This window comes from Arthrobacter sp. UNCCL28 (genome assembly GCF_900102805.1).
In the GTDB taxonomy this organism is placed as follows: Bacteria; Actinomycetota; Actinomycetes; order Actinomycetales; family Micrococcaceae; genus Arthrobacter; species Arthrobacter nicotinovorans_A.
Window position 1 is genome coordinate 565,793 of sequence record NZ_FMWE01000001.1, and the last position, 20,708, is coordinate 586,500.

25 protein-coding genes and 1 tRNA gene are annotated in these 20,708 nt (G+C 63.4%); 15 read left to right on the forward strand and 11 right to left on the reverse strand.

Annotated features, from left to right (window positions below; all coding sequences use genetic code 11):
* Window positions 1-56: 56 nt before the first annotated feature.
* Window positions 57-329 carry an FmdB family zinc ribbon protein gene (locus BLQ01_RS02530; protein ID WP_026546253.1) on the reverse strand — a complete coding sequence of 91 codons (273 nt, stop codon included), beginning with the start codon at window positions 327-329 and terminating at the stop codon, window positions 57-59.
* Window positions 330-483: 154 nt separating this feature from the next.
* Window positions 484-1,134: a 5-formyltetrahydrofolate cyclo-ligase gene (locus BLQ01_RS02535; protein WP_091550001.1), complete on the reverse strand. Its 651-nt coding sequence runs from the start codon at window positions 1,132-1,134 to the stop codon at window positions 484-486.
* Between the two features lie 128 nt (window positions 1,135-1,262).
* Here BLQ01_RS02535 and galU point away from each other — a divergent pair, with 128 nt between their 5' ends.
* The 6 genes from galU (at window position 1,263) to BLQ01_RS02565 (ending at window position 5,672) form a co-directional block, all read left to right on the forward strand.
* Window positions 1,263-2,168 (forward strand): UTP--glucose-1-phosphate uridylyltransferase GalU, encoded by a 906-nt coding sequence (galU, locus tag BLQ01_RS02540; protein WP_026546252.1) that lies wholly within the window; start codon window positions 1,263-1,265, stop codon window positions 2,166-2,168.
* 7 nt (window positions 2,169-2,175) lie between these two features.
* Entirely contained in the window at window positions 2,176-2,787 is a 612-nt protein-coding gene (locus tag BLQ01_RS02545) for a GNAT family N-acetyltransferase (RefSeq protein WP_026539881.1), read from the forward strand.
* Window positions 2,788-2,932: 145 nt separating this feature from the next.
* Complete coding sequence (locus BLQ01_RS02550; protein ID WP_091550003.1) at window positions 2,933-3,817, forward strand: hypothetical protein; 885 nt, start codon at window positions 2,933-2,935, stop codon at window positions 3,815-3,817.
* Window positions 3,818-3,823: 6 nt separating this feature from the next.
* Window positions 3,824-4,624 (forward strand): SDR family oxidoreductase, encoded by an 801-nt coding sequence (locus BLQ01_RS02555; protein WP_091550004.1) that lies wholly within the window; start codon window positions 3,824-3,826, stop codon window positions 4,622-4,624.
* A 37-nt stretch (window positions 4,625-4,661) separates the two neighbouring features.
* Window positions 4,662-4,734: transfer RNA gene (locus tag BLQ01_RS02560), tRNA-Ala, on the forward strand.
* Between the two features lie 266 nt (window positions 4,735-5,000).
* A complete protein-coding gene (locus BLQ01_RS02565; protein WP_254779168.1) occupies window positions 5,001-5,672 on the forward strand; it encodes a helix-turn-helix domain-containing protein in 672 nt (223 codons plus the stop codon).
* 295 nt (window positions 5,673-5,967) lie between these two features.
* Here BLQ01_RS02565 and BLQ01_RS22265 read toward each other — a convergent pair whose 3' ends face one another.
* Window positions 5,968-6,132 (reverse strand): hypothetical protein, encoded by a 165-nt coding sequence (locus BLQ01_RS22265; RefSeq protein WP_175493326.1) that lies wholly within the window; start codon window positions 6,130-6,132, stop codon window positions 5,968-5,970.
* Between the two features lie 90 nt (window positions 6,133-6,222).
* Between BLQ01_RS22265 and BLQ01_RS02575 the strand changes: the two genes are divergently transcribed.
* The 6 genes from BLQ01_RS02575 to BLQ01_RS02600 all read left to right on the forward strand — a co-directional run bounded on the left by BLQ01_RS02575 (window position 6,223) and on the right by BLQ01_RS02600 (window position 10,493).
* Window positions 6,223-6,765: a PadR family transcriptional regulator gene (locus tag BLQ01_RS02575; protein ID WP_026539886.1), complete on the forward strand. Its 543-nt coding sequence runs from the start codon at window positions 6,223-6,225 to the stop codon at window positions 6,763-6,765.
* A gap of 4 nt (window positions 6,766-6,769) precedes the next feature.
* Window positions 6,770-8,482 (forward strand): ABC1 kinase family protein, encoded by a 1,713-nt coding sequence (locus tag BLQ01_RS02580; protein WP_091550008.1) that lies wholly within the window; start codon window positions 6,770-6,772, stop codon window positions 8,480-8,482.
* 103 nt (window positions 8,483-8,585) lie between these two features.
* Window positions 8,586-9,110 carry a universal stress protein gene (locus BLQ01_RS02585; RefSeq protein WP_091550009.1) on the forward strand — a complete coding sequence of 175 codons (525 nt, stop codon included), beginning with the start codon at window positions 8,586-8,588 and terminating at the stop codon, window positions 9,108-9,110.
* Window positions 9,097-9,540: a fluoride efflux transporter FluC gene (locus BLQ01_RS02590; protein WP_091550011.1), complete on the forward strand. Its 444-nt coding sequence runs from the start codon at window positions 9,097-9,099 to the stop codon at window positions 9,538-9,540. The genes BLQ01_RS02585 and BLQ01_RS02590 overlap by 14 nt, the downstream gene beginning before the upstream one ends.
* The gene (crcB, locus tag BLQ01_RS02595) at window positions 9,537-9,908 is read left to right on the forward strand and encodes a fluoride efflux transporter CrcB (RefSeq protein WP_091550013.1); all 372 of its coding nucleotides are present in this window, start codon (window positions 9,537-9,539) and stop codon (window positions 9,906-9,908) included. Before BLQ01_RS02590 ends, crcB begins: the two co-directional genes overlap by 4 nt.
* Before the next feature lie 54 nt (window positions 9,909-9,962).
* Window positions 9,963-10,493, forward strand: a complete 531-nt coding sequence (locus BLQ01_RS02600; RefSeq protein ID WP_026539891.1) for a ferritin — start codon at window positions 9,963-9,965, stop codon at window positions 10,491-10,493.
* A 38-nt stretch (window positions 10,494-10,531) separates the two neighbouring features.
* Here the strand turns inward: BLQ01_RS02600 and zapE are convergent, their stop codons facing one another.
* Genes zapE through BLQ01_RS02620 form a run of 4 tightly spaced genes read right to left on the reverse strand, consistent with a single transcriptional unit; the run spans window position 10,532 to window position 13,703 of the window.
* Complete coding sequence (gene zapE / locus BLQ01_RS02605; RefSeq protein ID WP_254779171.1) at window positions 10,532-11,740, reverse strand: cell division protein ZapE; 1,209 nt, start codon at window positions 11,738-11,740, stop codon at window positions 10,532-10,534.
* The gene (gene corA / locus BLQ01_RS02610; RefSeq protein ID WP_026546242.1) at window positions 11,737-12,732 is read right to left on the reverse strand and encodes a magnesium/cobalt transporter CorA; all 996 of its coding nucleotides are present in this window, start codon (window positions 12,730-12,732) and stop codon (window positions 11,737-11,739) included. The genes zapE and corA overlap by 4 nt, the downstream gene beginning before the upstream one ends.
* A gap of 10 nt (window positions 12,733-12,742) precedes the next feature.
* Complete coding sequence (locus tag BLQ01_RS02615; protein ID WP_026546241.1) at window positions 12,743-13,168, reverse strand: DUF1761 domain-containing protein; 426 nt, start codon at window positions 13,166-13,168, stop codon at window positions 12,743-12,745.
* A 10-nt stretch (window positions 13,169-13,178) separates the two neighbouring features.
* The gene (locus tag BLQ01_RS02620; protein ID WP_026546240.1) at window positions 13,179-13,703 is read right to left on the reverse strand and encodes an Lrp/AsnC family transcriptional regulator; all 525 of its coding nucleotides are present in this window, start codon (window positions 13,701-13,703) and stop codon (window positions 13,179-13,181) included.
* 172 nt (window positions 13,704-13,875) lie between these two features.
* Between BLQ01_RS02620 and BLQ01_RS02625 the strand changes: the two genes are divergently transcribed.
* Window positions 13,876-15,111, forward strand: coding sequence for an MFS transporter (locus BLQ01_RS02625; protein WP_175493327.1), 1,236 nt, complete (start codon window positions 13,876-13,878; stop codon window positions 15,109-15,111).
* A 22-nt stretch (window positions 15,112-15,133) separates the two neighbouring features.
* On the opposite strand, the gene BLQ01_RS02630 is transcribed toward BLQ01_RS02625, so the two are convergent.
* From BLQ01_RS02630 to BLQ01_RS02640, 3 genes are read right to left on the reverse strand one after another with little or no spacing between them, the layout of a single operon-like run.
* Window positions 15,134-15,640, reverse strand: coding sequence for an Lrp/AsnC family transcriptional regulator (locus BLQ01_RS02630; protein ID WP_026539896.1), 507 nt, complete (start codon window positions 15,638-15,640; stop codon window positions 15,134-15,136).
* A 46-nt stretch (window positions 15,641-15,686) separates the two neighbouring features.
* A complete protein-coding gene (locus tag BLQ01_RS02635) occupies window positions 15,687-16,346 on the reverse strand; it encodes a TMEM175 family protein (protein WP_026546238.1) in 660 nt (219 codons plus the stop codon).
* Window positions 16,347-16,377: 31 nt separating this feature from the next.
* Window positions 16,378-17,607, reverse strand: coding sequence for an MFS transporter (locus BLQ01_RS02640; protein ID WP_091550016.1), 1,230 nt, complete (start codon window positions 17,605-17,607; stop codon window positions 16,378-16,380).
* Window positions 17,608-17,731: 124 nt separating this feature from the next.
* On the opposite strand from BLQ01_RS02640, the gene BLQ01_RS02645 reads away from it, so the two are divergent.
* Window positions 17,732-18,706: a LysR family transcriptional regulator gene (locus BLQ01_RS02645; protein WP_026539899.1), complete on the forward strand. Its 975-nt coding sequence runs from the start codon at window positions 17,732-17,734 to the stop codon at window positions 18,704-18,706.
* On the opposite strand, the gene BLQ01_RS02650 is transcribed toward BLQ01_RS02645, so the two are convergent.
* The gene (locus BLQ01_RS02650; protein ID WP_175493328.1) at window positions 18,681-19,712 is read right to left on the reverse strand and encodes a nitronate monooxygenase; all 1,032 of its coding nucleotides are present in this window, start codon (window positions 19,710-19,712) and stop codon (window positions 18,681-18,683) included. The genes BLQ01_RS02645 and BLQ01_RS02650 overlap by 26 nt on opposite strands.
* 41 nt (window positions 19,713-19,753) lie before the next feature.
* Between BLQ01_RS02650 and BLQ01_RS02655 the strand changes: the two genes are divergently transcribed.
* Window positions 19,754-20,689 carry an N-acetylglucosamine kinase gene (locus BLQ01_RS02655; RefSeq protein WP_091550020.1) on the forward strand — a complete coding sequence of 312 codons (936 nt, stop codon included), beginning with the start codon at window positions 19,754-19,756 and terminating at the stop codon, window positions 20,687-20,689.
* The last annotated feature ends 19 nt before the right edge of the window (window positions 20,690-20,708 follow it).

The window sequence follows — 20,708 nt, forward strand, 5'->3', positions numbered from 1 at the left end:
CCACGCGCCGGCACACCTGACAGGGACCCAGCGGCGTATGTGGAAAAGGTGGGGACTCAGCTCGCAGCAGCTGCGGGGGCCGGGGTGGCTGCAGGCGCAGAAGATGCCGCAGCGGGTGCTGCCGGTGCCGCTGAGACGGTGCTTCCCTTGGCGTCACGGGAATCAGTCCGGTAGAAACCTGAGCCCTTGAAGACGACGCCGACGCTGTTGAACTTCTTGCGAAGGGCGCCTTTGCACTCAGGGCACTCCGTCAGGGAGCTGTCAGAGAATGACTGGACGATGTCAAAGGCATGGTCACAGTCTTTGCAGGCGTATGCGTATGTGGGCACTGAGTTCCTCCTTCAGGACAAAGTTCAGGTCCTGTGCAGCGTGGCGAAGATTTTACTTCGCATTAGCAGTCGCAGGGCCTGAGTGCCAATTCTATCATCCGGCTCCGTCCGATGCGCCAGCAGATGTGCCGGACCTCACCAGCAGGCAGTGTCCTCAGGCTGTTCTTCCAGCGGTGCCCGGGTCCGCCGTTCTGCTGTCCTCTGCCCGGCTGTGGAGTTTGACCACGCCGGCTGGCGTCAACACCTCCCGCACGGGGCGGTCGAAGGCTTCGGCGGGAATCGAACCTTCCGGCAAGAGGTCGTCGTCGTACACCACCGCAATGGTGGGCGGCCGCGAGCCCGAAGTGTCCAGGCCCTGGAGGAGCCGATCGTAGTAGCCCCCGCCCTGGCCAATCCGGTTGCCGTCCCTGTCCACAGCCGTGGCGGGCATGAAGATTCCGGCGGCTCCTGCCACAACCTGGCTTTCCAGGCGTTCACCCTCGGGTTCGTCAATAGGGGCATAGGCCGAACGGACAAAGACGGTGGACGGCGTCCAGTAGACCCAGCTCAACTGCCTGCCGGGCTCGCAAACGGGAAGGAGGATGCGGTGCCCTGCCTCGTGCAGGGAGTGGATGAGGGGCATGGTGGGTGGCTCGAATGCGACGCCCACGTAGACGGCAAAAGTGGCCGGTGCGCCCGAAGTGGCTGCTGCGGCCCATGCCGTTCCATGCTGTGCAAGGGACGTGCCTGCGGCGGCAATCTGCTCGGGGGTGAGGCCCCGCCGGTGGAGGCGCCGGGTGCTGCGGATGTCTTCCTTCGATGCCATGGGTGTCCGATCGTGAGGTTCGCCTGGTGCTGGTCCGGCAACAGAAGCTGCCATCGGGTCCACAGAAAAGTCTTCCCGGCGCGGCGAGGGTTTAGCCGATGATGTGTTCCTTCCGTTACATTAGTCCGGTGACTCTCGATAACAATGCTGTCCGTAAGGCCGTCATCCCCGCAGCGGGTCTTGGCACCCGGTTCCTGCCTGCAACAAAGGCGATGCCGAAGGAAATGCTGCCCGTGGTTGACAAGCCAGCCATCCAGTACGTCGTCGAAGAAGCGGTCAAGGTTGGCCTGCACGACGTCCTGATGATCACCGGGCGCAGCAAGCGCGCCCTGGAGGATCATTTCGACCGCGTGCCGGCGCTGGAAGCGACGCTGGCCGAAAAGGGCGATACCGCCAAGCTTGAGGCCATCCAGTCCGCCACCAACCTCGGTGACATCCACTACGTCCGCCAAGGCGACCCCAACGGCCTCGGCCATGCAGTCCTTCGTGCAAAGCAGCACGTCGGCCACGAGCCCTTTGCTGTTCTCCTGGGTGATGACCTCATTGACGCCCGCGACAACCTCCTGAGCGACATGATCGCCGTCCAGCAGAAGACCGGCGGGTCCGTGGTTGCGCTCATCGAGGTGGAGCCCTCCAAGATCAGCGCCTACGGTTGCGCCGACGTCGAAGAGATCGGCGAGGACGGCTACGTCCGCATCAAGCAGCTCGTGGAGAAGCCTTCCCCGGAAGAAGCGCCGTCCAACCTTGCCGTGATCGGGCGCTACGTGCTGCACCCGGCCGTGTTTGACGTCCTGGAGAATACAGCTCCAGGCCGTGGCGGGGAGATCCAGCTGACTGACGCCCTTGAGGTCCTTGCGGCCGGTGAAGGTGAAGGCTACGGCGTGTACGGCGTTGTCTTCCGGGGCCGCCGTTACGACACCGGCGATAAACTCAGCTACCTCAAGGCCTGCATCGAGCTTGCCTGCGAACGCGAGGACCTTGGTCCTGAACTGCGTGAGTGGCTGCCGACCTTCACTGCCTCGCTTCCCAAGTAACCTCAGGATGTACGGCTCTGCGATCTGGCCGGTGACGCTGGAAAGCGGAGACCTGCTTCTTCGCCCCATCCGATACCGCGATAAGCGGGAGTGGTCCGAAGTCCGTTCGCGGAACAGCGAATGGCTTGCTCCCTGGGAGGCGTCCAACCCGGCACCGGGTGGGCGCCTGCCCAGCTATCGGCAGATGGTGGCCTCGCTGAACTACCAGGCGCGCCAGTCCACTGCGTTGCCTTTCCTCATTGTTGAAAGGACCCCGGGATTCCGGGAGCCGCTCATCGTCGGGCAGCTGACCGTTTCTTCCATTATTTGGGGATCGGCCATGATGGCCACGCTGGGTTACTGGGTGGATAAGGGCCGGGCGGGGCAGGGTATTGCTCCGACAGCGGTGGCCATGGCAACCGATCACTGCTTCAAGGTGTTGGGCCTTCACCGGATGGAAATCAACATCAGGCCCGAAAACAAACCCAGCTTACGGGTAGTTGAGAAGCTCGGTTTCCGCGATGAGGGGTATCGGGAACGGTACCTGCACATCAACGGCGAATGGGCTGACCACCGCTCCTTCGCCTTGACAGCGGACGAGGTTCCTGAAGGCCTGCTACGTCGGTGGCTCAGGGGATAAACGGGCAGGTCATGGGCCGTTTTGTCCGTATATCCAGTCATTTGCGGACTCGACGACGACACACCGGCCGCAATGCCGGTGCACCCGGTGATTTGCTTCTACGGTTTTGAATGTGGACTTCCCTCTCAGCAGCTCAGTGATACTCGTGGTCACTGTTGCGCTGTGGATGGTCTGGGTGGCGCCCTACGTTCTCCGGAACAGGCGCCAACAAGTCCAAACGGCCACTGTTCCAGCAGAGGCGATCGACGACGAACCAGACGAACCGCAGGCAGGGGTGGTATTGACTTTGGCACCTCAGCAGGAGAAACCGATGGAGACCATGCACAGCAAAGCACCGGCGTCGCCCCAGGAATCCCGCGTGACTGAGTCGTCGCTTCGGCCAGCGCCGACCACTCCCTTCACCATCCGCTATGCCCGCCTGACCTTGGCATTGGCAGGTCTTGCCTTGCTGGTGACTGCGGCGGTTTCGGGCATCCTCCTCATTTTCGGTGCGGGGTCGTTCTGGCTGCCGTTGGTGTCCTTCATTGGTGCGGTGCTCGCCGTCGTGACTTTGCGCAAGCTCGCCCTCCGGGATCTTCGCGAACGCCGGGCCCGCCGAGCCGCACAGGCGGCGCCCATCCCGACGCCCGCACGCTACTTGCCGAAGGAACCAGTTGTCGAGGCGAAGGAGACTACGGTCTTCGACGCCGAAGCCGCCAGCCGTGAAGCTGCGCGTTTGTCTGCTGTTGAACTCCGCCAGGCCGCGCTGGCTGTTGCCGTCGCCGCAGGGGACACCTCGGCGCAAGCCGCCGAAAACGCCAAGGGTTCCAGCTGGGAGCCTGTCGCCGTCCCCAAGCCCACCTATGTTGAGGCCGCGAAGGCTCAGAGGCCTGCGCCCGAGCCCCTGGACCTTCCGGAAGCTCCCAAGCCCGTGGGCAAGCCGGTCCTGAAGCAAAGTGCAGAACCAGCGGAGCCCACGGCAGCGCCGTCCGCTAAAAGCCAGAGCGCGCTCAGCAACCTGGACGACGTCCTGCAGCGCCGCCGCGCTTAGTCCCGCATGGCCATCATCTGTGTCGCGGGCGGTACAGGCCAGGTCGGAAAGGAAGTTGTCCGGCTTGCTTCTGCTGCCGGTCACACGGTGATCTCTTTGTCCCGCCACGTGGCGCCTCCCGGCTCAGCGAAGTATCACGACGGCGTCACCTACCTTGCGGGCGACGTCACCACCGGCGAAGGGCTGGCAACCGCATTGGCGGGTGCCGACGTCGTTATCGACTGCCTTGAAGGGCAGCTTGGCAAAGCCCGTAAGAAATTCGCCGACGGCGGTGCCCGGCTTCTTGCCTTGGCACACCGTGCGGGGGTCGGAAGGGCGGTGGTGCTGTCCATCATCAACTGTGACAAGAGCACCTACTCCTACTACGCGTCCAAGGCTGCCAAAGAGCGCAAGTACGCTGAGTCACCGATGGAGACCGTGGTGGTCCGGGCATCTCAGTTCCACGGCTTGGTTGCGGCGATTTTTGCCGCTGGAGCGAAGGTGCGCCTGATTCCTGTGTTCAGGGGTGCCAGCTTCCAGACGATCTCTCCGGTGGACGTTGCCGCAGCCTTGCTCGATGCCGCTTTGGAGAGCGCGTCTCCGGACCGTCACCGTCTGCGGACGGTAGTTGGCCCGGAATTGCTCACCATGCGGAAGATGGCGGAGTCATGGAAAAGGGTCACCGGCACGCGTGGCCGGATCCTGGAGGTGCCGCTGCCCGGTGCCATGGGTGCGTTCCTCCGTGCCGGCAACAACCTGATCCCGGGGCAGAAGGATGGTAGGGAGACGTTCGTGTCGTGGTTGGAAAAGCGTCGGGAAAGTTTGTAGCCTAGGGACACTGGCCGGTCGGATACGGACTGGTCCAGGGGCTATAGCTCAGTTGGTAGAGCGCTTCGTTCGCATCGAAGAGGTCAGGAGTTCGAATCTCCTTAGCTCCACAGATGGCGGTGCTTCTTGACCTGTCACCAGTTACGAATCCCGGAGGTCTTCGACGCGGCATCCGTGTCGAAAAATGCCAGAGCCCTTCTGCTCTGTGTGCCTGCCGTCGAACCTTCCGTGCTGTGGGTCGTCGCCGTAGCGCTCACCCACAACAAGCTTCCGAGACGGTGGATGCCCGCTGCAAACTCCGAGCGTCTGTCGCTCATCTTCAACTATTGACACTAAGCCCCACGACTGTAGGGTTTAGTGTATGTACAAGAAGGAGATGACTGTCGCGGAGGTCGGGGGCAGGCTTGGCATTACTCGTGCCTCAGTTCATGACCTGGTCGACTCTGGACAGTTGACGGCCAGTGGCAGGGCTGGCCGTATGTTGCTCATCGATCGGTCGTCGGTGGAGCGCTTGGCCATCGCCGGCACCCGTCGTGGCCGTGCTTGGACGGCCAGGACTGCCTGGGCTGCCTTGGCGCTGCTCTCTGGCCAGAACCCCACTTGGATCAGTGCCTCGGAGAAGTCCCGGTTGAAGAGCCGGTTGCGTGAGTTGGACGCCGACGCCGTTTTTGTTCTTGCCCGGAACAAGGACAAAACCCATCGCTATAGGGCGACCTCGGACGGGCTGGCGGCACTTAACGATCATCTGATCCCCAGTGGTGCATCGGCCATGCGCGAGGAGTCCATTGCAGGGACCTTCGGGATGGCAGGTGGGAGCGGGACTGCCGAAGGCTACGTCATGAGCGGAGACGTCTCCGCCCTCGCGGACGCGTTCGGCCTGGTCAAAGATCCCGACGGCAACGCCATCATTCATGAAGTCGATTTGGGCGAACCCTTCGTCGACGGGCGGGCGCCGGTGGCGGCGATCGCCGTAGATCTCATGGGCTCGTTGGCGACCCGCGAACGCAGCGCCGGGCAACGTGTCATCAATGGCCTTCTCCATGTCTGAGGCGGGACTTGACGCCGCCGAACCAGCAGGTGTCCGCGAGTCCTGGGACGTGCCCGTTCCTCCGGGAGGTTGGGGAACTCCGTGGCCACAGTGTGTGGAACTGGCCAGGGCACTGCCGTCCACTCACTGGACTTTGGTCGGTGGGCTCATGGTGCAGCTGCACGCCGCGGCCGCTGGTCTCTCCTGAGCTCCACATTTAGCCCTCCGGCCTTCATGCCCGGCAAGTAGTGGCCCCTTCCCGGGCAAGCAAAAGACGAGTACCAACTACTCGTGTGCCCACCCCTCCGTTTCGCCTTTACTGAACCCAGCGGAGCCCACGCGTCGGCCAATGATCCCCCTCGTTCGCCGGGGCTGCCCCAAGGTTCCGCAGCGGGGGCCGGACGGCATCACCCCAGAAGTGCTGTCCGGCCCTGCCCACAAGGACCTGAGGCTTGAGGACCACGGCCTCCTCGTTTCCCATGGATGGTCCTTTTTCGTTGTTTTGGAACCGCGCGGGGGTATATCGTTAACTATCGTTTAGTATCGTTCGCGATTGATTGAGGTGAGCTTGATGCACAATTCATTCCCTGCAAACGGATTTATGGGCAACAACCTGGACGGCATGTGGCAGGCCGTTGAAGAGTTCCGTTCCCGGTTCGAGAAACGTTCAGGAACCCGCGCCGGCCGCGGCGAACTGCGAACGGCGATCCTTGCCCTCCTCGCTGAGCGTCCTATGCACGGTTACCAGATCATTCATGAAATCGAGGAGCGCAGCGGCGGCAGCTGGAAGCCGAGTGCTGGTTCGGTCTATCCCACACTGCAACTGCTGGCAGACGAGGGCTTCGTCAGCGCCGAGGAATCCAGCGGACGCAAAATCTACTCCCTGACCGAAGCCGGGCGGGAAGACGTGGCAGGGTCTGAGACGTCCGCACCCTGGGATTCCCTGGGTACACCATCAAGCCCGGGCTTCGCCGCATTGCCCAAGGCAGGAGTGGACCTGGCGCAGGCCGCGGCACAGGTTGGCCGTACCGGAACGCCGAAGCAAGTTCAGGAGGCTGTGACGGTGCTTGAGGAGGCCCGCCGCCGCCTGTATTCGATCCTCGCCCAGGACTGAAGGGGTGACGTCGGTTCGGCCCGAACGGATTGATTCCACGAGCGGCACAGGTAATCCCCGTGCCCGCTATCGTCGGATTCTGCGATTCGCCGCGTGGCATTTGGCGGTCACATGGTGGTTTGAGCTGTTCCTGCCCAGGGTGGGCTTGCGCCGCCTGACCGAACGGAACCGTGCTGCCAGGATGCGGCGCTTCGCCCGGCGATTTCATGGCCTTGCGGTGGACCTCGGGGGACTGATGATCAAGGTTGGCCAGTTCATGTCGTCCAGGCTTGATGTGCTGCCACCGGAAATTACCGCAGAGCTGGAAGGGCTTCAGGACGAAGTTCCGCCGGTTCCGTTTCCCGCCATCCGGGCCTTGGCCGAGGCCGAACTTGGCGCGCCCTTGGAATCGGTCTTTGCCTCTGTCGAGGAGACGCCAATCGCGGCTGCATCACTGGGACAGGCGCACCGGGCCAAGCTCCTGGCCGGCAATGCCGAGGACACTGGCCTCAGCAGTGTGGTCTTCAAGGTGCAGCGGCCCGGCATCGCCGGGATTGTCGACGTCGATCTCGCTGCGTTGCGCAAGGTGGGAGGCTGGCTGAGCCGTATACGCCTCGTCTCCAACCGGGCAGATGTGCCCGCCCTCATCAAGGAATTTGCGCAGACCAGCCTCGAGGAAATCGACTACTTGAATGAGGCAGCCAACTCCGAGCGTTTTGCTGCTGACTTCGCCCACGACGCACGGGTGACGGTCCCTGCAGTGGTCTGGGAGCGGACCACCCGCCGTGTGCTCACCCTCGAAGATGTCACCGCCATCAAGATCACCGACGCCGGTTCGCTTCGCCTGGCCGGCATCGACCCGTCCGAGGTGGCACCGGTATTCGCTTCGGTGATGTTTGAGCAGTTGTTCACCAACGGTTTCTTCCATGCCGACCCCCATCCCGGCAATATCTTCGTCACGCCGTCCAATGATCCATCCAGCGAACATCCCTGGAAGCTGACGTTTATTGACTTCGGCATGATGGGTGAGGTCCCGGTCAAGACACGCAGCGGCCTCCGGAAGCTCCTCATCGCCGCTGCCTCAAGGGACGGCAAGGGCATGGTGACCGCCATCAGTGATGTGGGAGTGCTGATGAAGTCTGCCGATACCGCGGAGCTTGAACGGGCCATGACGCAACTCTTTGCCCGGTTTGGCGGCATGGGTTTCGCCGAGCTTCGCGATGTTGACCCGAGGGAGTTCCGCGAATTCGGCAATGAGTTCGGCAGCGTGATCCGCTCCCTTCCCTTCCAGCTGCCCGAGAACTTCCTGCTCATCATCAGGGCCATGTCACTGACCTCGGGAGTGTGCAGCTCGCTGGATGCCCGCTTCAACCTGTGGGACTCCGTTGAACCATACGCTGCACAGTTGCTGCGGGACGAGCGCGGCAACCTGATTAACGATGTCGCATCCCAAACGCTCGAAGCCGCCGCCATAGCCCTGCGCCTGCCCAAGAGGCTGGACGGGCTGGTGACGCGGGCAGAAGAAGGTTCGCTCCAGGTGGGCAACCGACGCCTGGAGCGCCAGATTGCGCGGCTTCTCCTGACGGCCCGACGGGCAGTCGCGGCGCTGGTTTTCGGCGCGTTGCTGATTGCCGGAGCCATCCTGCGGGCGGACGATCCCGGATTGGGCAACGTGCTGATGATCGGCTCCGTCCTCCCCTTGCTGTACGGGCTATGGTCGGGCCGGAGCCGGCCCTGAGATCCGGGCCCGCCGCTAATCGGGAGGGGCCTAATATCGACTCCTTCACTGAGCAGCATTTCCCTCACCGGGCAGCGTCAGTACCACGCCGTAGACTTTCCCTGTGACAGAGACTCCCGCTCCGCGTTCCGAGGCCCCCACGAGTGCGGCCGGCCCCATCCTGGTTGGCGTCATGCCGGGGCAACACCCAGTGGTCCTCGAACAAGCGGCAAGTGTTGCAGCCAGCGCCGGGCTTCCGCTGGTGTGCGCCTACGCGGACGTTACGGTGTATCCGGTGGACGGCACCACTGGGGGGCCGGCCGCGCCGATCGACCCCGATGGGGTTGATGAGGATCCTCACGCGATTCCCGAATCCCTCACCAAAGCCCTCCACGATTATTTGGACGGCACGCCAGTTCAATGGTCGCTGGTCCATCTGGCGGGGGAGCCTGCCCGCGCCTTGGCCCGTGAAGCGGAGGACACCGGAGCGTCCATGATCGTGGTGGGTACCCGTGAGCACAAGCTGGCCGCGGCGATGAAGGAACTGACAGCTGGCTCGGTGGCCCGCCACTTGTTCCACCGCCAGGAACGGCCCGTGCTGGTTGTCCCCGTCAATCCCCGGATCCCCACCGACGATGCCGAGGACTAAAGAGCACAGCTCCGTCCATCTCCGGGGCAAGTTCATCGCGATCGTGGCAGCAGGCGGGGTGTTCGGAGCATTGGCGCGGTACGGCCTGGGGCTGGTGATTCCCGCGCCCGGTGCGTGGCCGCTTCCCACCCTGCTCATCAACCTTTCGGGGGCCCTGGCCTTGGGCGCGCTGCTTGAGGGACTTTCCCGCAGGGGGCCCGACGTCGGCAACCGCCAGGTCCTGCGGCTCGCCTTGGGTACGGGTTTCCTGGGTGCCTACACCACCTACAGCACGCTGGCCTTGGACGCAGTGCACCTGTTTACTGCCGGGGCGGCTACTGCCGCAGCAGGGTACCTCGCGGCGAGCTTGTTGGGCGGGGCCGCAGCAACCACTGCCGGTATCTGGGTGGGCGCCTGGCACCACAGGCGCGGAATGGGGCCTCGATCGTGACGGTCATCTTTCTTGCCCTGGCAGGTGGGCTGGGCGCGGCGGTACGGTTCGTCGTCGATGGCTTCCTCCGGGCACGCCTGAAGACTGCCTTCCCGTGGGGCACCGTGGCCATCAATGTCTCGGGTTCGCTGCTGTTGGGTTTCCTGGGTGGACTGGTCATGCGTGGGCAGGCACCGGATTCCCTCCTCCTCATTCTGGGAACAGGTTTCCTGGGCGGCTACACAACCTTCAGCACTGCCAGCCTTGAGACGATCCGGCTGGTTCAAAGCGGGCGCACGGCGTTGGCGGTCATCAATGGGTTGGGGACCATGGCGGTGAGCGTCCTGGCGGCCACAGCGGGTGTGTGGATCAGCATGGTGCTGCCCTGAGCAGTGGCGAACCTCACCACCGGAAGAGGCATGGTCCGCCTGTAGGATCGAGCCATGGCTAAGAAGACTTTCAATGAGCTGTTGTCCGCCCAGGTCGCGAACGAGTTTGCCGCCTCCCAGCAATACATCGCAGTAGCTGTGTACTTTGATGGTGAAGACTTGCCGCAGCTCGCCCGGCACTTCTACCGTCAATCCCTTGAGGAGCGCAACCACGCCATGATGATGGTCCAGTACATGCTGGACCGCAACGTGCACGTGGAGATCCCGGGCATTGCCCCCGTCCGCAACAACTTCACCAACGCCAAGGAACCCATCGCGCTGGCCTTGGAGCAGGAAAAGGAAGTCACCCGGAACATCGAGGAGATGTTCCGCGTTGCCCGCGCCGAGGGAGATGCTTTGGGCGAGCAGTTCATGCTCTGGTTCCTGAAGGAGCAGGTTGAGGAAGTAGCTTCCATGACCACGTTGCTCAACATCACGGAGCGGGCCGAGAACCTCTTCGACATCGAGAACTACGTCGCCCGCGAAACCGTCGGCGACGGCGGACAGGACGCTGGCGCCCCGTCCGCAGCCGGCGGCGTCATCTAAGCGCAAGCCCTGCATCGTTCGAAGGGGCCGCCGGAAGCTTAGCTTCCGGCGGCCTTTTCGTTGCCCGGGAGAGTGCCATGGCCACCGCCCGGTAAATTGCCCGGGGGAGTGTCCGCGCCATCGTGGTCCTGGAAGCGTCCCAACAAGGACAGCCGACTCGCTATCCGTGCCAGGTCCACCGGCAAAACAGATGAATCACCACCGGACGCCTCAATATCGAAGTCCAAAGGTCCCTTGCCGATCAGGAACAGCGTGATGTCCTGGTCGTGCAGCACGTCCACCACGTTGCTGAAACGCTGCCAGGCAGGTGCCGAGGCCGGGTCATTCCCTGCAGGGGAGGGGACGTTGTCGATCACCCAGGTCTTGTAGGTCCCGGCCAACACCAGGAAGTCCGCTGTTGAAGTCAGCCCGCCGCAGAGTTCCTCAAAATCCACCCAGAGGAGATCGGGGTCCGAATTCCTGACCACCACCGGTTGGGTGGTGGGGGTCAGCACGCGGCTTTGTGACGGTGCCGGCCTGAATAGGCCCAGGCGCCCCAACTGCCCGGCGGTGCCGGGGGAGATGATCCGACCCGAGCGGAACGCATCAAACCCGGTGGCGGGAGCCGTTCCCTTCGCTGGAAACCGGCGGAAGTCCGAGGCACCGCTGATTTCCACGATGTCCATCATTTCTTTGATGGCCTCGATGGTGGGAAGGAAATGCTCATGCCAGAGGGGATTGGGCAGGAGTTCCTCCGGGGCGTAGTTCGAGGTCACCACCAGGGGGATGCGACGCTGCGCAGCTGAACGCAACAACCGGGCAATAAACATGCCATCGCCAACGTCATGGACATGGAATTCGTCAAAGAACAGCACGTCGATGCCATCGAGCAGCGCATCCACGGACTGCTGGATGGCTGTTCCGTTGCCGGTCTCCAAACCATGGGTTCCGGCGTGCAGGCTGCGGAAGAAGTCGTGGAAGTGGACACGCCGTTTCCGTGCGTCCAACCGTCCATGGAAGCTGTCCATCAACCAGGTCTTGCCCCGGCCCACCGGTCCATGAAGGTACAGGCTCCGCGGCGCCTTCCGGGAAAGCGCACGACGACGGCCCGTCAGTTGGGCGCCGAAGGCCGCCAACCGCTCGGCTGCCTGACGCTGACTGGGCTCAAGCTCAAAACCCGCCCGTCCGGCGTCGTGCTCCAGGCCCTCAAGCAAGGTGCGCAGGGTGTCCCGGGCCGAACCCGGAACTGGCCTCAACAGAGGCGTCACAGCCAGCCTTTGCGCTTGAAAATGAGGTACATGAGCAGGGCTGCACCGAACATGAGCCCCACCGCCAAGGGATAGCCATAGTCCCAGTGCAGCTCGGGCATATGGTCGAAGTTCATCCCGTACACACCTGCCACGAAGGAGGGTGCAAAGAGGATGGCAGCCCAGGAGGAGATCTTCTTGACTTGCTCGTTCTGCGCGGCGCTGGCCTCGTTTTGGCGGTTGGCAGTCAGCGTGCCATCCAGGGTGAGCGCGTTCTGCAGCAGGTCCCGGAACGAGTTCACGCGGGAGATAACCCGCTGAACGTGGTCCTCGACGTCGCGGAGGGAGCGCTGCAGCTCAATGTCCACGCCATACTTTTCGAATCCCTTTTCCAGAAGCGCCATCATGTCCGGGAGGGGTTGGATGGCCCGCTGGAACTGGATCACTTCACGGGCAAGTTCGTAGATGCGGCGGGAAACGGCGCTGTCGCCGCTGAAGAGCTGGTCTTCGATTTCGTCGATGTCGTTCTCAAGACCTGCCACAACCGGCGCGTAGTCATCCACTACCTGGTCCAGGAGCGCGTACAGCACAGCTTCAGGCCCATGGCAGAGAAGGTCCGGACGCGTCTCCAGCCGGTGCCGGACCCGGGCGACTCCTCCGGTTTCAGCGTGCCGGATGGTCACCACGAAATTTGGCCCCGTGAAGATGTGCAGCTCGCCGAATTCCACCGTCTCGGTTTCATCGAGGTATCTGGCCGGGCGGAGGACAGTAAACAGATTGTGGTCGTACCGCTCAAGCTTTGGCCGCTGGTGCGCGGACACAGCGTCTTCGACGGCGAGGTCGTGGAGCCCGAATTCCTGGGCGACGGCGGCCATCTCGTCTTTCGTGGGACGGTACAAGCCGATCCAGGCCATGCCGCCGTGTTCCGCCAGGGTCTCGAACGTTTGCTCAAGGCTGTGCGGTGTGGCTGTGCGGACGCCGTCTACATATACGGCGTTGTCAATGATGGTCACTGGTTGAACGCTACTGCATGGCTCCGATGATGGCGCCCGCAATGGTCATGGCAACGAGGTCGTGGCCCGAATCAATCACTGTTACTGCGGTGGGTCGGCCCGCGAAGCCATTGTGGATCACGTGGCCGCCGGCGCGGAAGACGAGGGCGGCGATGAGCGCGAAGAAACCGCCGGCCCAGAAATTGTTGAGTTCCAGGGCGCTGATGAGCACAGCCAGGAGGATGCTGGTCAGGGCAGCGGCCGCCATCATGGGAACCCAGATTCCTGCGCCGCCTTCAATGTTCTTGAGGTCGTCTTCGGTTTTGCCGATGGCTTGCATCCACCTGCGGCCCAGCACGGCCGGCATGTACCAAACGAAGCCGATGACCATGCTTGAGACGAAGGCCAGAAGTACAGCGAACCAGTTGATTTGGGAGATGTGTGAGAGCCAATCCATTCCTGAAATCCTAGTCTGTTCGAGCCTGGGAACCCGGGCTCTGGCTCTCCTGCCTTGTCCGTGTTGGCGCTGCGGACATCCGTTCGATCAGCGGCTCTGTCCGGTACGGAATGTGGGTATGGAGGGCGAGCACGGTTTCCGTGCGGATGACGCCTTTGGTGCGAAGGACAGACCGCAGCGCCGACTGCAGGTTGTGCGTGTCCGTGGCCACGACGCGGCACCACAGGTCGCCGCGCCCTGAAATTTCGTGGACTTCAAGGACCTGGGGGATCAGGCGCAAGGCGCCTATGACGCCGTCGAGCTCGCGGTGTGTCACCTCAATGGTGACAAAAGCCACGACGTCGTAGCCCACCTTCTCGAGGTCCACCTCCCTGCCCGCGGCATGCAGCACTCCGGACCGCAGGAGGCGCTTCACCCGGCTCTGGGCTGTATTGCGGGCAATGCCCAAAGTATCGCTCAACTCGGCGATTTGGATGCGGGGGTCCTTGATGAGTTCCAGGAGGATTTTCAGGTCCATGGGGTCTAGGGTGTTCAAATGGTCACTCCAGCTCACTTGGGTGGTCCTACTTTGATTCTTTTGCTCAATCTTTGCATCTTTTTATCGCCCGGAGATCAGCACTATTAGATTCTGTTGCCACCAATACTTTGCCGGATTGTGCTTCCCACAAGGAACCCACCATCCGGCCACCGAGCCCGAAGGCATGGAAATGACTGTCTTGAGCGAACTCCGCATGCGTCCGGTGACCGCCGACCGCTGGGGATGGGATGCCTCCACCACCGCCAGGCTGGTCCTGACCGGCGTCGTGATCTTCACCTTGCTGGTGGGCGCCAACCTGGCCACCCCGCTGTATCCGCTGTTGCAGGCCAGGCTCGGCATGACGTCATTGGATGTGACTGTCGCATTCTCCAGCTACGTCCTGGCGCTGGTCGGTGTCCTCATGGTGGCCGGCCACTGGTCGGACCACATCGGGCGCCGGGCCGCGTTGGTCCTGGCCGTTCTTGTGGGACTGGTGGGTGGCGTGATCTTCGCCAACGCCGGCTCGCTGGTTGCCTTGTCCTTGGGCAGGGCGCTTCAGGGAGTTGCAGTGGGACTGGCAACCGGAGCCAGTTCTGCGGCTTTGCGGGAGCTTCTCCCACAGCGACCCGAGTGGGCCTCACGGTTTACGTTGCTTTCCTCTGCAGGCGGCGTGGCCGCTGGTCCCGCCATCGGCGGACTCTTGTCACTCCTGCCGGACCCTACCCGGACTCCCTATTACGTTCACTCGGCGGTCCTGCTTGCAGCATTGATTCCCCTGTGGCTCTTGAAGGCCCGCCCCGCGATAGCTCCGGCGGCAGGTCCAAAGCCATTGAAGGTCCTCGCCCCGCGGAAGCCATCGATCTCCCACGATGCCCGTGGGGCATTCTGGATGGCCGCCGCCACCGGGTTCCTGAGCTTCGCGGTCTTCGGATTTTGCCTGTCGTTGGCACCCGGATACTTCGCCGGTGTGGTCCACGTGGACTCGCGGCCACTGATCGGGTTGCTCGCCGGAGTCACACTGGGCGCTTCGGCGCTAAGCCAGTTGCTTGGTACCCGTGGACGCTTTGTGGTTCCAGTGGCGCTGGCCGTCCTGGGTGTCTCGGTTGTCCTGGTGGGTGCTGCCGCCGCCTGGACAAGCCCGTGGTTGCTGGTGGCAGCGAGCATCACGGCAGGCGTGGGCCAGGGCATTGCGTTCCGGCAGGTCTTCAACGAGGTCGCCGGGAAGGTTGAAGCCGCCCGCCATGCACAGGTCATCAGCACCGTCTACGTCATCACCTACTTGGGCAGCGCCGTTCCCGTTATTGGGCTGGGAATGGCTGTCTCGGCACTTGGCCTGCAGACCGCCGTCGTGGGCTTCACGCTCCTGTGCGGAGTTGCTGCGTTCACGCTCGCGGTCATCTCGCTGCGGAGCGCTGTTCGCTCCTGACGGTTTGCGCCGCCACGGCGCACTACTCAGGCAGCGGTCCGCGATTGCCCGGTATGTGCTGGAAGACCATGGTGGTTTCCGTGTGGCCCACTACGGGATCCGTGGCGAGGTTGTCCAGGAGCCAATTGCGGAGGTCGTCAGTATTTGCGACGGCGATGTGCAACAGGTAGTCCACGGATCCAGTGGTGTGGAACGTGGAGATGACCGCCGGAAGTTTCGGAACACGGGCCGTGAAGCGGTCGATCTGGTCGCGGTCGTGGGCGCGAAGACGGACAGCGATGAGGGCCTGTACGGAGCGTCCGATCGCGGGCAGGCTCAAGACGGCTTCAAAGCCTTCAATGATGCCGCGCTCGGAGAGGGCCCTGGTCCGCATCAAGGCGGTGGAGGGGGCGATTCCCACGAGCTCAGCCAACTGCTTGTTGGAGATACGGGCGTCATCGACCAATGCTGCGAGGATTCGTTCATCGATCGCGTCCAGCGGCTCTGCGCTGCCCGGGCTTGACCGAACATTCTTCGTGGGGTTGGACACCGATCCTCCTGAAATTGCCTTTCATCCATCCTAATCGGTGAAATGTTCAGCGACTATCGTGAGGCGGGCGTGGGGTGGACGTGCGGCGGACCCATCGCCGGTCCAGCCGTTGGAGTGGCTCACTGAGCAGCATCAGCAGCAGGGGCCAGTTTCCTGCACCCGGGATGACCAGGGACAGGATCAGCGAGGCCAGGAACAACGCCGAGACGATGCCGCTGGCTCGAATCCCTGATACTGCCTCGGCTTCGTCCATGGCGTGGAGGTCCGGGTGGGACCGCAAATAAGTACGGGCCAAGAGGAGCAGGAGGCTGGTGGCAAAGAGCGTCCCGATGTACACCAGCGGCTGGGCCCAATCGGAGGCCATCTGGGTGGACAGCGAGGTTGCCACCGGCATCACCACGATGGTGAACATCCAAGCGACCGTCAACCACAACAATCCTGAATCCACGTGCTTGACGCTGCGGAAAAGCTTGTGGTGCTGGACCCAGAACACTGCGATGAGGACAAAGCTCAACACGAAGCCGAGCACAGCGTACTGTTCTTCCTCCAGCCATTGGGCAGTGGTGCCCTGGTGGTCGGCCAGTTCACCGACGCTCTCCATCAACGGAAGAATCAACAACGTCAAGGCAATCGCCACCACGGCATCCGTAAACGCCTGCAAACGCTCCGGTGACGACAACTCCCGGCTTTTTGGGACCTGTGTCATGCCTCCGATTGTAGGGGCAGGCCGGCCGAAATCACGGGGAGTGGCGCGGCGGGCGGTGCACCACCCAGGTGACCGCCGCCGTCGTAGCTGAAAGGGCGATCACTCCCAACGCCAGGGCCGGCCAGCCGAACGCCTGGAAAGCGAGCCCCCCAGCCCAACCTATGACGCTCGAACCCAGGTAATAGGAAAGGTTGTAGAGGGACGCAGCCTGCGCCCGGCCTGTGCTCGCCAAGGCTCCGGTCCACCCGGAACCAACACTGTGGGCGGCGAAGAAGCCGCCGGTAAAGATCACGAGCCCGGCCAAGGTGGCAGCGAGGTTCTCCACCAAGGTCAGTGCCAGGCCCGCGGACATCACGCCGATTCCGGTCACCAGCACGTTGCGCCTGCCAAACCTGGTAGTCAGTCCAGCGGCCCATCGTGAACTCACGGTCCCTGACAGATACGCCAGGAAGATCAGGCTCACAACGGTGGCCGGAAGTCCGAAGGGTTCGGCGTGCAATCGAAAACCCAGGTAGTTGTAGACCGCCACGAAACCGCCCATGAGAAGGAAGGCCTGCAAGTACAACGAGAACAGCTTGGGATTGCTCGAGTGCCCTTTAAGGGTCCTGAGCGCGCCCCGGAATCCCAGGGCCGGGGCGGGAGTAAAACGTCGTTGCCGGGGGACGAGTACCAGGAACAGCACAGCGGACACGGTGGCCAGCAAGGAGACAGCGAGGGTCGCGGCACGCCAGCCCCAGAGTTCCCCCACCGGGCCGGCCACCAGCCGTCCCGCCAAACCGCCCAGGGTTGTCCCTGCCACGTAGGTTCCTGCTGCCAGAGCCGTGTGTACTTTGGTCACTTCCTCATTGAGGTAGGCGATGGCTATGGCCGGTATGCCGCCCAGAGCCATGCCTTCCAAGGTGCGCAGAGCCAGCAACAGGGGCACGGTGGGCGCCAAGGGCACCAGCAGCCCCAGCAGTGTCGCCGCTGCAATGCCGATGGCCATGGCACGCACGCGGCCGATCCTGTCTGCCACAAAGGACCAGGGCAGCACTGTGACGGCAAGGCCTGCAGTAGCCAGGGAAATACTGAGCGCCGCCTCAGCGGCAGTGATGTTCAGATCGCCGGCCATCAGGGGCAGGACAGCCTGGGTGGAGTACAACTGGGCAAACGTCGCGACGCCGGCAAGCGCCAATGCTGCAAGGACACGCCTGTAGCCACGGGAGCCTTTGGCATGGCCGTCCCAGGTTCCTGCATTGCCAGTGGCGATGGTGTTGGTCACCCGGCAAGGTTAGGACCATGGCAACTCCGCATTCCAATGCATGGTTTACCTACAATTGATGCAAGAGAGCATCAATTGAGCCTGTTGAGTCATGAGCCGGGCCGCCGGCAAAGGGGAGAACACCATGGAACCGGACCATCATCAGCTCATCCAACTCCTTCCCCTGCTGCCGGTACTTGCCGAGCTGGGCCGCACAGAGCACATGACAGAAACCGCCGAGGTCCTCGGCGTTCCACAGTCAACGGTGAGCCGTGCGGTGGCGCGGGCCAGTGCCATTGTGGGGGCCGATCTCCTGGTTCGCGACGGACGGGGCATCCGGCTCACCCCTGAGGCCAGGACCCTGTTGCCCTACATCGAAGCCGCGCTGGAGAATTTCCAGGCCGGGCTGGACAGGGTCAGGCACGAGTCGGACGTCGTCAGGGGACGGATCGGCGTTTCCTTCCAGCACACCTTTGGCGAAGCGACACTTCCGCTGCTGATCAGTGCCTTCCGTGGGCGCCATCCGCATGCGGTCTTTGAGCTTTGGCAGGGTCCGCGTGACGATTGCCTGAAGCAGTTGGCCGGCGGTGGGATGGACTTCGCCCTGACTGCGCCCATAGCCCCCGAAGGCAAGGGCATCCGGTCCCTTCCGCTCTACCGCGAGCCGCTCAGGGTGGTCCTGCATTACCGGCACGCTTTGGCTGGGCGGACCAGTGTGCACCTCAAAGAACTGCGACACGACCCCTATGTGACACTTCCTGCCGGAGTTGGTCTGCGCGCGCTGGGCGAGACGCTCCTGCGCGAGGCCGGTTTCCGCCCGCGGATCGCGTTCGAAGTCCAGGAATCCACCTCCGCACGCGGCCTTGTTTCGGCGGGCCTGGGGTTCGCCATCCTTCCCCCTGCCGGCCCAGGGTCAGGAACAGGTCAGTTCCTGCCCGAAGCCGAACTGGGGTTGGTAGAGGTGCCCATCGAATCGGACCTGGCCTTCCGGCAGATCGGCATTGCCTGGCGGGAGAGAAGTTTCGAGCCCGAGGCCGTGCGGCTTTTCCGTGAACTGGTGGTCGCCGAGGGCGGGGAACTGTTGGCGGAGCTCGTCAGAGCCCGTTCAGGTACTCCCTGACCACGTCAGTGGCTGAGCCTTGCCGCGCCCGCTGCCAGCCGGTGCCTGCCCACAGGTTCAGTCGCTGCGGATCCCCGGCCGCCGACGAAGCCGCCCTGACCGGTGCCGTGAGGTGATGGATGGCAGGGTATCCCTCAGGGGCGTCCTGGTGGTCACGAACAAAGTCATTGACCAGTGATCGGGCCATCCTTCCGGTGAACGCACGGGTCATGGCTGTTTGCGTAAACGCAGGGTCTCCCAACGCGTCCTTGTGCGGTTGCCGGGCGCCACTCTCGGTGGTCCGCACCAGGGCCGTGCCGATCTGCGCGGCCGACGCCCCGGCTGCCAGCACCTCACGCAGCCCTTGGCTGTCCATGACGGCTCCTGCCGCGATCAGGGGAAGGCCGACGGCGCCACGCACCTGGGCGAGCAGTTCCGCCGTCGTGCGGGCTTCTTGTCCCCGCCGGGCAGGCAGGAAGGCCGCAGTATGCCCTCCGGCAGAGTTGTGTTGCACCGCAAGGGCGTCGGGGCCTTCTTCTGCAGCAGCAAGAGCTTCCTCGGCACTGGTAACACTGGAAATGACACGGCTGCCCGCTTTTTGCAAGGCCCGGACCACCGGCTTTCCCGGGAGGCCGAATGCGAAGCTGACAAACTCCACGGGGTCCGCGATCAGGGCATCGATCTTGTCCTGCCAGGCGTCGTCATCGTCGAGGCGGAGGGGTGGCAGCGCCACCCCGTATCGGGCAGCCTCAGGTTCCAGCTCTGCACGGTAGGCCTCGATCCGAGCCACAGCCTCCCTGTCGGGTGGGAGCTGCCGCTGGTCGGGGACAAAGACGTTCATGCCAAAACGAATGCCCAGGGCCCTTGCCGCAGCAATCTCGGCAAGCATGGCGTCCGCTCCCTTGTAGCCCGCGGCAAGGAACCCGAGTCCGCCGCCCTCATGAACGGCGCGCACCAAAGCCGGCGTCGACGTTCCGCCCGCCATTGGAGCTGCAATAAAGGGTGTATGGAACAGGGAATATGGCATGTGCAGTTTCTCCTCCGGACGCTCCAAGCTAGTCTTTCACGGTGAACAATCTTGACTCGGCCCAGCATTCCTTTGCCCCCGCGGAAACCTTGAGCGGAACGGTCATTGGGCTCGATATCGGCGGCACCAAGACCCGTGGCGTGCGGTTCCAGAACGGCACGCCCGTCCGGGATGAAAGCGCCGGCAGCTCCAATGTGCAGAACGTCAGCAGGGAACAGGCAGCAGCCAACCTTGCCGAACTGTTCGGCAAAATCGGTGGCGGCGGGATCGACGAGGTTTACGCCGGTGCCGGCGGGATCGATACGGACGAAGATGCACAGGCGCTCGCAGACCTGATCGCCCCCCATGCGCCCGGGGCCCGTATCACTGTGGTCCATGATTCCCGCTTGCTGTTGGCGGCCGGTGGCGCCAGTGCCGGTGTTGCCGTCATCGCCGGTACAGGCTCAGCCGCGTGGGGGAAGAACGACGCCGGCGAAGAGGCCCGCGCAGGTGGCTGGGGCTACCTCCTGGGCGATGAAGGAAGCGGCTATTGGCTGGGGCGTGAGGCCGTCCGGCACAGCCTGAAGCGCATGAACCAAGGTCTGGAGCCCGATGAGCTCAGCCAGGCCTTGTTGGACGCGTGCGGGGTGGATGAACCCGGCAAGCTGATCGCCTTGTTCCATTCGCCGGACACCGGTCGCCGCTACTGGGCACAGCAGGCAAGGATCGTGGTGGAAGCCGCCGCTGCCGGAGACGGGGTCAGCAGGGCAATGGTGGCCCAGGCAGCCCAGGATCTGGCTGATCTGGCCGAACAGGCCGTTCGGCAACTGGGCCTGGACGGTCCGGTGATTCTCGGCAGCGGACTGGGCATGAACGTCCCGCTGCTGCAGGAAGCCTTCAAGGCAAAGCTGGCCGAACGTGGCATCACTGATGTCCGCATCCTCCAGCAGGATCCTGTGTTCGGTGTGCCGCGGCTGGTGGCCGAGCAGCGCCGTTAGGGGACTCTTGTGCCGCCAA